At 49.7% G+C, this 12347-nt stretch carries 9 protein-coding genes, 1 tRNA gene and 1 rRNA gene; 3 read left to right on the top strand and 8 right to left on the bottom strand.

The window, feature by feature from the left end:
- Window positions 1-37 precede the first annotated feature (37 nt).
- Both rrf and AC6R0L_RS12870 read left to right on the top strand, forming a co-directional pair.
- Window positions 38-153: ribosomal RNA gene (rrf, locus tag AC6R0L_RS12875) — 5S ribosomal RNA — on the top strand.
- A gap of 56 nt (window positions 154-209) precedes the next feature.
- A tRNA-Asp gene (locus AC6R0L_RS12870) sits at window positions 210-286 on the top strand.
- Window positions 287-788: 502 nt separating this feature from the next.
- Here the strand turns inward: AC6R0L_RS12870 and AC6R0L_RS12865 are convergent.
- Together AC6R0L_RS12865 and AC6R0L_RS12860 are read right to left on the bottom strand one after the other, a co-directional pair.
- On the bottom strand, window positions 789-1949 hold the full coding sequence (locus tag AC6R0L_RS12865) for a GGDEF domain-containing protein (RefSeq protein ID WP_500629353.1): 1161 nt from the start codon (window positions 1947-1949) through the stop codon (window positions 789-791).
- A gap of 144 nt (window positions 1950-2093) precedes the next feature.
- On the bottom strand, window positions 2094-3371 hold the full coding sequence (locus AC6R0L_RS12860) for a cation:proton antiporter (protein ID WP_500629352.1): 1278 nt from the start codon (window positions 3369-3371) through the stop codon (window positions 2094-2096).
- 169 nt (window positions 3372-3540) lie between these two features.
- Here AC6R0L_RS12860 and metH point away from each other — a divergent pair, with 169 nt between their 5' ends.
- A complete protein-coding gene (metH, locus tag AC6R0L_RS12855; RefSeq protein WP_500629351.1) occupies window positions 3541-7221 on the top strand; it encodes a methionine synthase in 3681 nt (1226 codons plus the stop codon).
- Between the two features lie 127 nt (window positions 7222-7348).
- Here metH and mgtE read toward each other — a convergent pair whose 3' ends face one another.
- The 6 genes from mgtE to AC6R0L_RS12825 all read right to left on the bottom strand — a co-directional run bounded on the left by mgtE (window position 7349) and on the right by AC6R0L_RS12825 (window position 12289).
- Window positions 7349-8704: a magnesium transporter gene (gene mgtE, locus AC6R0L_RS12850; protein WP_500629350.1), complete on the bottom strand. Its 1356-nt coding sequence runs from the start codon at window positions 8702-8704 to the stop codon at window positions 7349-7351.
- A 181-nt stretch (window positions 8705-8885) separates the two neighbouring features.
- Entirely contained in the window at window positions 8886-9164 is a 279-nt protein-coding gene (locus AC6R0L_RS12845) for an HPr family phosphocarrier protein (protein WP_334553456.1), read from the bottom strand.
- A gap of 4 nt (window positions 9165-9168) precedes the next feature.
- Window positions 9169-10032: an RNase adapter RapZ gene (gene rapZ, locus AC6R0L_RS12840; protein ID WP_500627839.1), complete on the bottom strand. Its 864-nt coding sequence runs from the start codon at window positions 10030-10032 to the stop codon at window positions 9169-9171.
- The gene (ptsN, locus tag AC6R0L_RS12835; protein WP_334553460.1) at window positions 10032-10478 is read right to left on the bottom strand and encodes a PTS IIA-like nitrogen regulatory protein PtsN; all 447 of its coding nucleotides are present in this window, start codon (window positions 10476-10478) and stop codon (window positions 10032-10034) included. Before ptsN ends, rapZ begins: the two co-directional genes overlap by 1 nt.
- Before the next feature lie 10 nt (window positions 10479-10488).
- Window positions 10489-10776: a ribosome hibernation promoting factor gene (hpf, locus tag AC6R0L_RS12830; protein WP_334553461.1), complete on the bottom strand. Its 288-nt coding sequence runs from the start codon at window positions 10774-10776 to the stop codon at window positions 10489-10491.
- Window positions 10777-10801: 25 nt separating this feature from the next.
- Complete coding sequence (locus AC6R0L_RS12825) at window positions 10802-12289, bottom strand: RNA polymerase factor sigma-54 (protein ID WP_500629349.1); 1488 nt, start codon at window positions 12287-12289, stop codon at window positions 10802-10804.
- Between the last annotated feature and the right edge of the window lie 58 nt (window positions 12290-12347).

Genomic DNA, 12347 nt, shown 5'->3' with positions numbered 1-12347 from the left:
TCTAGGCACTCACTTCTAGAAACTTAAACAAATTTTGCTTGGCGACCATAGCGATTTGGACCCACCTGATTCCATGCCGAACTCAGAAGTGAAACGAATTAGCGCCGATGGTAGTGTGGGGCTTCCCCATGTGAGAGTAGGACATCGCCAGGCTTTGAACATTATCTATTTGAAGCACGATTGAGATAAGACTTTAAATAGACCACTGCGGAGTGGTAGTTCAGTTGGTTAGAATACCGGCCTGTCACGCCGGGGGTCGCGGGTTCGAGTCCCGTCCACTCCGCCACTTAATAGAAAGCCCAGTCGAAAGACTGGGCTTTTTTACGTTTAACGCTCCCGAAAGTGCTGTGCACTTTTCGCGGGCCGGAATGCCGGACCATCGAGTCCTATCCACTCCGCCACTTATACTAAGCCTTAGTCGAAAGACTGAGGCTTTTTTACGTTTAACGCTCCTGGAAGTACTGGGCACTTTTTCGCGGGCCGGAATGCTGGACCATCGAGTCCCGTCCACTCCGCCACTTATACTAAGCCTTAGTCGAAAGACTGGGGCTTTTTTACGTTTAACCCTCCCGAAAGTACTGGGCACTTTTTCGCGGACCGGACTGCCGGACCATAGACTTCCTCCACGCACCTAGCAACTGTATCAAGCTACACCACTACAGGCAGAAAAGCAGGATATTCTGCATCAAAGCAATACAAACGGTCGTTAACTCAGCGTTCCCAGTAGCTGAAGTCTCTAGTTGATATGGCGCCGTTCCAGCTTTCTCAACAAATAGTTGAGGTCTACATCAATGCGCAACAACCACTTGGTTTCGTCCACCATTTTTAGCTTCATAGAGGGCAACATCGGCATTGGAGAGTAGGTCATCCACCGAGTCACTGCGTTTGAGTTCTGCGACGCCAAAGCTCATGGTGCAATCGAGATGAACACTACTGACGATAGGATTCAGCGCCACCTTTTGCCTCAATAGTTCTGCTTGTTGAATCGCTTCTTCCGCTGTGTGCTTGGGTAACAGTATCATAAACTCATCACCGCCAAAACGTATTGCCAAAACCGAGTCTGGAAGAGCGTGCTGCATAAGCTTGGCGACTTTCTCAATGGTTTTGTCTCCCACCAGATGCCCTAGCTCATCGTTAATCTGTTTGAAGTTATCGATATCGGTCATTATCACGCTAAGGGGCAGATGTTCCTCTTTCGATTGACGAACTAGAGAAGGCAGTAACAAGTCCATCGCTCGTCGGTTATAGAGTCCTGTCAGTGGATCCTTTTGTGACAACTGATGGATGGAGTCGAGCAATCTTGCATTGATGAGCCATAGCATGCTCAGGCTAATGGCAACCATTAATATGATGCAGAATAGGTAGGTCAGGGCATGAATCAGTCCAGAACTCATATAACTGCTAATCGTAGGCCCGAGCGCGGTATAGACGAGGCGAAACACCATAAAACTGCCATAGCTGGCAAATGGGATCACCATCATGAGAAGTGGAAACTTGGCATCGTCCTTCTCGCCCTTAAGCAGTGCCCAAGCCGCGAAAAAACAGCAGGCGCTGAGGTAGGCGCTTAAGATAAGGATACGGACGTTGATGGATGGCATTACATAGGTAAAGAAAACAAACAGTAGACCTGCTAGCAGCAATGCCCCCTCTAGCCATTGCACTCCTTTACTGTGATAGGCGCGAATCGCGCAGATGCCTTTCACGGTAAAAAGAAAACCCAGCATGATGAGGGTATTGGCGAGCACTATGGTCAGCCACTCTGGCGCGTTTCCTCGAAAACCTAAAAACATCGGCCCTAAGCCAATCATAAAGATGCCAGCGGCCAGTCGGTTCAATCCTTGAACTTGTTTCTGCGAGGTTTGATAAAAGAACAAGCCCGAAGAATAGATAAAGGAGAAGACGATAACCGTGAAGTTAAGTGTGCGAATGTCTAAAGAGAGGTTGTCCATAACGTAGCCAAAGATGGGGGCGCCTATCGAAGAGTCATAGTAGACATTTTGCTTGGCGATAGCTGCAATCGGATGTCATTTATCCGATACAGGTAGAAAAATGCCAGCGTATTTTGCTGGCATCTATGCACATTGCTGCGGACACTAGGCCTGTTTCTCTGCCCGTTTGGCTTTCTCTACCATTGGGGTAATGGTAGAGCCTTGCACTAAGATGGAAAACACCACCACAGAGTAAGTCATAACCAGGATGATCTCTTTAACGTCAATGAGCTTATCTTGAATGACCCAAATGCCAGAGGGAATGGAGAGTGCCATGGCCAGCGCTAATCCACCTCTTAGGCCGCCCCAGGTAAGGATTTTGACTGACCAAGGGTTGTAGGTGCGATAGCGCTTAAACCCTACGTAAGAGAAAAACACGCTTAGATAACGCGAAAGCAAGACCAAAGGAACGGCGACCGCCATCATGATCCAGTCTTCTTGATGGAATTCAAACAGCAACATCGACATACCGATCAAAAGGAACAAGACGCCGTTAAGGAATTCATCGATCAGCTCCCAGAAATGGTCGAGGTGATCTTCACTCTCTTTTGAAAAGCCGATAAAGCGCGTCCAGTTACCGATCATGATTCCTGAGACCACCATTGCTAACGGGCCCGACACATGCAAAATCTCGGCAAAGGCATAACCTGCGGTGGGAATGCCGATGGTCAGCAGCAGCTCCATAGAGTGATCATCGGTCGCGCTGATCAGGTAGTGGAACAAGAGCCCTAGGGCAAAGCCATACACAATGCCACCTACCGCTTCTTGTGCGAACAGCAAGGTGACGCTGCCCAGTGTCGGCGTGTCGTGACCAAAAGCGATAGTGTAAAGAGTGACGAAAATGACCAAGCCAAAGCCGTCGTTAAAAAGGGACTCTCCCTCAATTTGGGTTGAGATACGTTTGGGGGCATCGAGCTTTTTGACGATCGCTAACACGGCAATCGGGTCCGTCGGAGAGATCAGTGCCCCGAAGAGTAAGCAGTACACCAGATCAAACGGAATGTGCAGCCATTGGCAAAAACCATAAAGACCAAATCCGATGAAGAACGTCGAAAACAGCGTGGCGCCCAAGGCTAAGACAGTGATCTCCCATTTTTGATCTTTAAGGTTGGGCAGTTTGATGCCCAATCCGCCAGCAAAGAGGAGAAAGCCGAGAATCCCCTTCAACAAAAAATCTTCGAAGTTGATGCTGGCGACCGTCTTTGACGCAATTTCTGTCAGTTGGAACCAATCATTTTGGCCTGCAACCAAAATGAGTAACGACAGCACCATAGAGCCCGCAGTGATGGCGATGGTGGTCTGCATTTTACCTATCTTGCTGTTTACAAAGGCAATCAGCATTGCCGCAGCCGATAAAAAGCAGAGTGTGGAGTAGACTGACATGAGTGTTCCAGTGTGTAACAAATTATGAACAAGAATTTTGTTACTGACTTGTTCAAATAGCAAATGATTTTTACCCGTGGTGTGAGACGTATTTTTACCGTTTAGACGTCTAGACTCCTTTTTGAACTGTGATAGGATGGGGAAATAACGAAAGGAATGAGGCAGTACTGTGGGAAGTAATGTAAGGCAGCAAATCGAAGCGCAATTGCAACAACGGATACTTTTGATCGATGGTGGCATGGGCACCATGATCCAAGATTACAAGCTCGAAGAGCAAGATTATCGTGGTACGCGTTTCGCCGATTGGCATTGTGATTTAAAAGGGAACAACGATCTGTTGGTGTTGACTCAGCCTGCATTGATCAAAGAGATCCACAGCGCCTATTTAGAAGCCGGTGCGGATATTCTCGAAACCAATACCTTTAATGCCACCACGATTGCGATGGCCGACTACGACATGCAGAGTTTAAGCGAAGAGATTAACTTCGCAGCGGCCCAACTTGCACGTGAGGCGGCCGATGAATGGACGGCAAAAACGCCGGACAAACCTCGCTATGTCGCGGGCGTGTTGGGCCCAACCAACCGCACCTGTTCCATCTCTCCTGATGTGAACGACCCAGGTTATCGCAATGTCAGTTTTGATCAGTTGGTCGAGGCGTACTCTGAGTCAACGCGCGCCCTAATCAAAGGCGGCAGCGATCTGATTCTTATCGAAACCATTTTTGACACCCTCAACGCCAAAGCGTGTGCGTTTGCCGTTGACTGCGTATTTGAAGAGCTCGGCATTAGCCTGCCTGTGATGATTTCAGGGACAATTACCGATGCCTCTGGACGTACGCTCTCTGGCCAGACTACCGAAGCTTTTTACAACTCACTGCGTCACGTTAGACCGTTATCGTTTGGCTTGAACTGCGCACTTGGCCCTGATGAACTGCGTCCATACGTCGATGAACTCTCGCGTATTTCGGAGTCTTTTGTCTCGGCGCACCCAAACGCCGGTTTGCCGAATGCGTTTGGTGAGTATGACTTGTCGCCACAAGAGATGGCACAACATGTTGAGGAGTGGGCGAAAAGCGGCTTTCTTAACTTAATTGGTGGCTGTTGTGGTACCACGCCAGAGCATATTCGTGAAATGGCTCGTGTGGTCGATGGTGTAGCGCCGCGCGCTCTGCCAGAGCTCCCTGTCGCGTGCCGTTTGTCAGGGTTAGAGCCGCTCACTATTGAGAAAGAGACGCTATTTATTAACGTCGGCGAGCGAACTAACGTCACGGGCTCGGCACGATTCAAGCGTCTTATTAAAGAAGAGCAGTATGATGAAGCGTTGGAAGTGGCCCGTCAGCAAGTGGAAAACGGCGCGCAAATCATCGATATCAATATGGATGAAGGCATGCTTGATGCGCAGGCCTGCATGGTACGCTTCCTTAACTTGTGCGCCTCTGAGCCTGAAATCTCCCGCGTGCCGATTATGGTTGACTCGTCGAAGTGGGAGGTGATTGAAGCGGGTCTGAAATGCATCCAAGGCAAAGGCATCGTTAACTCGATCTCGCTCAAAGAAGGCAAAGAGAAATTCATTGAGCAGGCCAAGCTGATCCGACGCTACGGCGCCGCTGTGATTGTGATGGCGTTTGATGAAGTGGGTCAGGCGGAGACACGTGAACGCAAACTCCAAATCTGTACGAACGCGTATCGTATTTTGGTTGACGAAGTGGGCTTCCCGCCGGAAGACATCATTTTTGACCCGAATATCTTCGCGGTGGCCACCGGTATTGAAGAGCACAACAACTACGCTGTTGATTTCATTGAGGCCGTAGCAGACATCAAACGCGATCTGCCGTATGCGATGATTTCAGGTGGCGTGTCCAACGTATCGTTCTCGTTTCGCGGTAATAACTATGTACGCGAAGCGATTCATGCGGTGTTCCTCTACCACTGTTTCAAGAACGGCATGGACATGGGCATCGTCAACGCCGGTCAGTTAGAAATTTACGACAACGTCCCAGACAAGCTGCGTGAAGCGGTAGAGGATGTGGTGCTTAACCGCCGCTTTGATGCTACCGAGCGCTTATTGGATATTGCCGGCGAATACGCCGAAAAAGGGGTCGGCAAAGAAGAGGATGCCTCAGCACTGGAATGGCGCACATGGCCTGTTGAAAAGCGTTTAGAACATGCGCTAGTGAAAGGCATCACCGAGTTTATTGTTGACGATACAGAAGAGGCGCGAGTCAATGCGAGCAAGCCTCTCGAGGTCATCGAAGGGCCACTGATGGATGGCATGAACGTGGTTGGAGACCTGTTTGGTGAAGGGAAAATGTTCCTTCCTCAAGTGGTGAAATCCGCGCGTGTGATGAAGCAAGCCGTGGCTCACCTAGAGCCGTACATTAATGCAGAGAAACAAGCAGGCTCGACCAACGGTAAGATTCTGCTGGCGACCGTAAAAGGCGATGTTCACGACATAGGTAAAAACATCGTTGGTGTGGTGCTGCAGTGTAATAACTACGAAATCATCGACTTAGGTGTGATGGTGCCGTGCGAGCAAATCCTAAAAGTCGCGAAAGAAGAGAAGGTGGACATCATTGGTTTGTCTGGCTTGATCACCCCATCGTTGGACGAAATGGTGCATGTCGCCAAAGAGATGGAGCGCCTCAACTTCGATTTGCCACTCTTGATTGGCGGCGCGACCACATCGAAAGCGCATACCGCAGTGAAAATTGAGCAAAATTACTCACAACCTGTGGTGTATGTGAATAATGCCTCACGAGCGGTCGGGGTCTGTTCCTCACTGTTGTCTGAGACGTTAAAGCCGGCGTTTGTTGAAAAGCTGCAAGCGGACTATGACGTGGTGCGCGATCAACATAACCGTAAGAAACCCCGCACTAAGCCGGTAAGCTTAGAGCAGGCGCAAAGCAATAAAGTGGCAATTGATTGGCAAAGCTACACGCCGCCGGTTCCTTTGAAACCCGGTGTGCATGTGTTTGATGATTTTGATATTGCAACGCTGCGCCAATACATCGATTGGACGCCATTCTTTATGACGTGGTCCTTGGTCGGTAAATACCCAGCAATCTTTGATCATGAAGAGGTCGGTGAAGAGGCGAAACGCTTGTTCGAAGATGCCAACGCTCTGTTGGATCGCGTTGAAAAAGAGGGCTTGATGCAAGCCCGCGGCATGTGTGCTTTGTTCCCTGCGGCCAGCGTTGGCGATGACATTGAAGTGTACACCGATGAGTCGCGTACCGAGGTGGCTAAAGTGTTGCACAACTTACGTCAACAGACGGAAAAACCTAAAGGTTACAACTACTGTTTGTCGGATTACATCGCACCGAAATCATCCGGTAAAGCGGATTGGATTGGCGCGTTTGCGGTGACAGGGGGCATCAATGAGCGTGAGTTGGCCGATGAATACAAAGCGCAAGGGGATGATTACAATGCCATTATGATTCAGGCGGTGGCAGACCGTTTGGCCGAAGCGTTCGCCGAGTACTTGCATGAGCGGGTGCGCAAAGAGATCTGGGGCTACGCGGCCGATGAGAACTTATCCAACGAGGAGTTGATTCGCGAGAAATATCAAGGCATTCGTCCTGCACCGGGCTATCCTGCGTGTCCTGAGCACACAGAGAAGGGCGCAATTTGGGAGCTGATGGACGTTGAAAACACCATAGGCATGACGCTGACGTCGAGCTATGCGATGTTCCCTGGCGCTTCTGTCTCAGGTTGGTACTTCTCTCACCCTGACTCGCGCTACTTTGCCGTTGCTCAAATCCAGCAAGATCAGGTGGAGAGCTATGCACAGCGCAAAGGTTGGGACATGTTGGAAGCGGAGAAGTGGCTTGGTCCCAATATCAATGGGTAATCTACTCTCTTAGCGCTTGCGCTGAGTGTCACTAACAAAAAGCGCGGCCCTTGGGTCGCGCTTTGTCTTTTTGAAATATCTGTTGAATATATGTTGAATATATGTTGAATATCTGGTGGCGGCTGAGTTAAACAAACAGCGTCGCTAAGCCTAAAAAGACCGACAGACCGATGACGTCGGTGACGGTAGTGAGCGCCATGCCGCCTGCCAATGCAGGGTCGATGTTCATTTTTTTCAGCAGCACAGGAATCATCACGCCAGCCACACCGGCAACAAATAAGTTGGTGAGCATGGCGGCAGAGATTATGCCTCCAAGCATCCAGTCGCCTTTCCAAGCAATGACGATCCCGCCGATGATCAATGCCCACAAAATGCCGTTAAGCAGACCGATGGCGGCTTCTTTCATTAATAGTTCACGTTTGTTGGCATCACCGATATGGCCCAATGCCAAGCCACGGATGACGAGCGCGACCGTCTGGTTGCCTGCCACGCCGCCCATCGAAGGCACTATGGTCATCAAGACGGCAATAGCGGCCATCTGCTCGAGAGTGGCTTCAAACATGTTCGAGACTGAGGCCGCTGCAAGCGCCGCCAACACGTTGGCCCCAAGCCAAATGCTGCGTTTACGGGCTGATTTGACCACGGGCGCAAAGGTATCTTCGTCGTCATCCATACCGGCCATGCTCATCATGGAGTGCTCGGCATCTTCTCGGATGACATCGACCACATCATCGATGGTAATACGCCCAACCAGATGTTTGCTCTCATCGATAACCGGCGCTGAGACCCAATTACGGCGCTCAAACAAGCTGGCGACGTCGGAGTCACTCATGGTCACTTCGATAGCCTCATCCGCATCTTCCATCACTTCGGCAACTTTGATGTCGGGCTGAGTCGTAATGAGCGTGGTAATGGGCAGTTCACCAATAAGGTGGTTCTCTTCATCAATGACATACAAGGCATCGGTCGCTTCAGGCAGCTCGCCTTTCATGCGCAGATAACGCAGCACGACATCCACATCGACATCACCACGAATGGTGATGACGTCGGTATTCATTAGACCACCGGCTGAGTCCTCTGGGTAAGAGAGCGCGGTTTCAATGCGCAGACGCTCTGTCGAATCCATTTGTGACAGAACTTCTCTAGAGAGATCATCCGGTAGGCTTCGCAGTACGTAAGCGACATCGTCGGTGTCCATCCCTTCGGTGGCTTCGGCGAGCTTTTCTGGTGCCATTTTGGACACCAAGTCGTCTTTGACGTCTTCGTTTAGCTCGTCGAGGATTTCACCGTAATCTTCTGGATCGGTGAGTTGCCAAAGGACTTCACGGCTTTTACGAGGTGAGGCTTCGAGGAGATGGGCGATATCTTCGGGTTCCATGTCCTGCAATTGGCGACGGACATGGACGAAGCGGCCGTTTTCGAGCGCTTCAGATACTTCTTGCAGGGCTTGGTGAGCTTGATCGAATTCAATTTGCTCGGCCATGGATTCCCCCTGACTCTAATGGTTCACAATGGTTTGAATAGTAACTTAAATCTTACGTTAAGTAACCTCATGATACGACTTTGCCGAGGAGAAAAGTGCGCCCACGTGATGAATGGAAGGCGAGTGGCGTTCTAAGGGGGGAATTAAAAGGTAGCGTGTGCGAGTGAGGGCCGAGTCGGTGTTATTCCTCTTCGTCGAACTTGTCTTCGATCAGCGAGCAGACCGCTTCTAAGGCGGGTGAGGCATCGCTGCCTTCTGCGCTGATCGTCACGTGTTCACCTTGAGCGGACTCAAGCATCAGTAGACCCATCACACTGTCTGCGGTGGCTTCTTTGCCTTCAGGGTTTTGGATGGTGAGCACGGCATCGAAGGATTGAGCAAGCTCGACCAATTTGACGGCAGCACGAGCATGAAGGCCAAGTCGATTTTGAATGAGGACGGTTCTGCTCTCTTGCTGCATACGGCTATTCCTTGTGATGTTTCTCTAGAGAGGTATGACGAATTTGGACCTGATGGCCCAACTGGGCAAAGTACTCGCCAATCTGCTGAGTGAGGTAGACCGAACGATGCTTCCCGCCGGTGCAACCTATGGCTACGGTGAGGTAGCTGCGATTATTTTTTTCAAGCAGTGGCAACCACTGCTCAATAAATCCTTGGATTTGTCGTTTTAACTCCAGCACCTCTTGATGCTGCTCTAAAAACGATTTGATTGGCGTATCAAGGCCAGTCAACGGTCGTAGCGACGGATCCCAATGGGGGTTAGGTAAAAAGCGCACATCGAACACGTAGTCGGCATCAGAAGGCAGGCCATATTTAAAACCAAATGACTGAAACACCATCACCAAATCTTTGCGTTCACGGCCTTCCACGCGCATGCGTACGGTTTCGCTCAGTTCATGCAATGATTGGCTGCTGCTGTCGATGATCAAGTCGGCTTGCTCTTTGAGCGGGGCGAGGAGGCATTTCTCTTTTTCGATCGCTTGCTCAAGGGAGGTGTTGTGCTGGGTTAATGTCAGCGGGTGAATGCGGCGCGTTTCACTGTAGCGTTTGAGTAACGTTTCTTTGTTGGCATCGAGAAACAACACGCTGGCATCCGACGATTGCTTAAGTTTGGTCAGGATGTCTTCCAGTAGTGTCGGCTCTGAGGGTAGGTTGCGGATATCAATACTGACCGCAACGCTCTGTTTGCTGGTTTGCACTCTCTGGATAAACACATCCAACAGATCTACCGGTAGATTGTCGACGCAATAGTATCCGAGGTCTTCTAAGACACGCAGTGCCACGCTTTTCCCGGCACCCGATTGACCGCTGACCACAATTAAGCGCATTACTGATTTACCATGATGTCGTAAAGTTCTTGATCAGACTGAGCTTTGCGCAGCTGTTTGAGGACCTGTTTGTCGTTGAGGCGTTCTGCCATACTCGAGAGGGTTTTCAAATGCTCTTTGCATTGCTCGTCAGGGACCAGAAGCGCAAACATCAGATCGACAGGGCGATTGTCGATGGAATCAAATTCGACCGGCGATTCGCATTGCAGTAGAACGGCAATCGCTTTGTCGCTCGATTGCATACGGGCATGGGGAATGGCAATTCCATTTCCTATGCCAGTACTGCCCATTTTTTCGCGGCTGAGCATACATTCGAATAATTCAGTGGAACTTTGGCCTGTTTTATCAGCCACAATTTCACTGATCATTTCAAGGGCTCGTTTTTTGCTGGTGCACTGAACTGCACTTTTCGTGCAGTCCAGTGTAAGGATTTCGCGTAGTTGCATGGTTATGGACTTAGTGGGTATTTAGCTTTTCTTTGTGCTTGTTCAATTGACGCACGAGTTTATCGACCAACGAATCGATCGCCGCGTACATGTTTTCTTCGTCTGAAGAGGCGTGAATGTCGCCTTGGTTTACGTGAAGGGTAGCTTCAGCGATCTGACGGACTTTTTCAACTCGAAGTACCACATGGACGTTGTTGATGTGATCGAAGAACCGCTCTAGCTTTTGAAACTTTTCGTTTACGTAGTCTTGCATTGCATCGGTGAGCTCGACGTGATGACCGGTAATATTAATTTGCATAGACTTTCCTTCTCGGTTGTTGGCCTTATAGCAGGCGTTTACGCTGACTCGACGGGGCGATCCCTAGAGATTCACGGTACTTAGCTATTGTCCGCCTTGCGACCTGAATTCCTTGGTCAGCGAGTAGTGCTGCAATCTTACTGTCACTAAGAGGTTTGGCGCTGTTTTCGGCAGCGACCAGTTTCTTAATGAGTGCTCGGATTGCAGTGGATGAGCACTCTCCGCCATTGTCGGTACTGACATGGCTAGAGAAGAAATATTTCAACTCAAAAATGCCACGAGGGGTATGCATATACTTTTGTGTGGTAACCCGTGAGATGGTGGACTCGTGCATATCAACCGCTAATGCGACGTCGTTCAATACCATCGGCTTCATGGCTTCTTCGCCATACTCAAAGAAATCGTGTTGATGTTCAACAATACATTTTGCAACTTTGAGTAGCGTCTCATTTCTACTTTCTAAGCTTTTGATCAGCCATTTCGCCTCTTGCAAATTGGTGCGAATGTACTGGCTATCGGCACTATTGCCTTTACCGAGCGCCGCGTACTGTTGGTTCACTTTCAAGCGTGGTACAGAGTCGGGGTTGATGGTCACTACCCATTTGCCATGATCTTTGTACACCGATACATCCGGGATAACGTACTCGGCGTGATCTTCAGCGATCCGGCTACCAGGGCGAGGATCTAACTGTTGAATCAGTGCTAAGGTCTCTTTGAGCTCAGCTTCTTTGAGTTTAGTCTCTTTAATGATCAGTTTGTAGTCGCGGTTACCTAATTGATCAATATGATCGGTCAGCACCTTTTTCGCTTCCGCAAGCCAGGGGGTCTCTTCAGGGAAGGTCGCCAGTTGCAGCAGCAAGCAATCTTGCAAGTTCACAGAGCCGACGCCGAGTGGGTCAAATTGCTGGATGCGTTTACGCACCGCTTCAATCTCTTCGATTTCGATCTCTTCATTGTCGAAGCTGTCGAGAATATCTTGCGGTGAAACGGTAAGGTAGCCGTAGTCATCAATGGCATCAATGAGCGCGAGTGCTATGGTGCGATCAGTGTCGGTAAACGGGGTCAGATCCAGTTGCCACACCAAGTAATCTTGGAGAGATTGGGTGGTTTCACCTTGATAAACCGGCATGTCATCATCAACGGCTAACCCGGTGCTGCCGGTGTTGGCGCTGTAGACATCATCCCATGTAGTATCGATTTCAAGCTCATTACTGATCTCCGACTTTTCAATCATTTCGGAGCTGTCTTGGGTCTCGATCTCGGAAAATTCAGGTTCTGCAGAATCCGAGTCTGACGCCTCATTGCGGCTCTCTTTTTCCTCAGTACGGTTTTTTTCTTCAACGTTTACCTCGTCATTGGCCTCTTCCACTTCGAGTAGTGGGTTGGAGTCTAATGCTTCCTGAATTTCTTGTTGAAGATCCAAGGTCGACAACTGCAATAAGCGAATCGCTTGTTGCAATTGTGGCGTCATGGCTAACTGCTGTCCTAGCTTGAGTTGTAATGAGGGTTTCATTCAGTAATGCTTGCCTTAATGCTGGAGAACTTTCTTGTTCGTCCTATTATTATCTCTG

Source organism: Vibrio sp. R15-SG3-ISO1A (assembly GCF_059833955.1).
The sequence above is the reverse complement of the archived record's forward strand: the minus strand, read 5'-3'. Positions and strand labels throughout refer to the sequence as shown.

Excerpts from the sequence above, each read along its gene's own strand:
- AC6R0L_RS12865 (WP_500629353.1), bottom strand. The coding sequence starts at position 1,949 with ATGGACAACCTCTCTTTAGACATTCGCACACTTAACTTCACGGTTATC.
- AC6R0L_RS12825 (WP_500629349.1), bottom strand. The coding sequence starts at position 12,289 with ATGAAACCCTCATTACAACTCAAGCTAGGACAGCAGTTAGCCATGACG.
- ptsN (WP_334553460.1), bottom strand. The coding sequence starts at position 10,478 with ATGCAACTACGCGAAATCCTTACACTGGACTGCACGAAAAGTGCAGTT.
- AC6R0L_RS12845 (WP_334553456.1), bottom strand. The coding sequence starts at position 9,164 with ATGCAGCAAGAGAGCAGAACCGTCCTCATTCAAAATCGACTTGGCCTT.
- mgtE (WP_500629350.1), bottom strand. The coding sequence starts at position 8,704 with ATGGCCGAGCAAATTGAATTCGATCAAGCTCACCAAGCCCTGCAAGAA.
- hpf (WP_334553461.1), bottom strand. The coding sequence starts at position 10,776 with ATGCAAATTAATATTACCGGTCATCACGTCGAGCTCACCGATGCAATG.
- rapZ (WP_500627839.1), bottom strand. The coding sequence starts at position 10,032 with ATGCGCTTAATTGTGGTCAGCGGTCAATCGGGTGCCGGGAAAAGCGTG.
- AC6R0L_RS12860 (WP_500629352.1), bottom strand. The coding sequence starts at position 3,371 with ATGTCAGTCTACTCCACACTCTGCTTTTTATCGGCTGCGGCAATGCTG.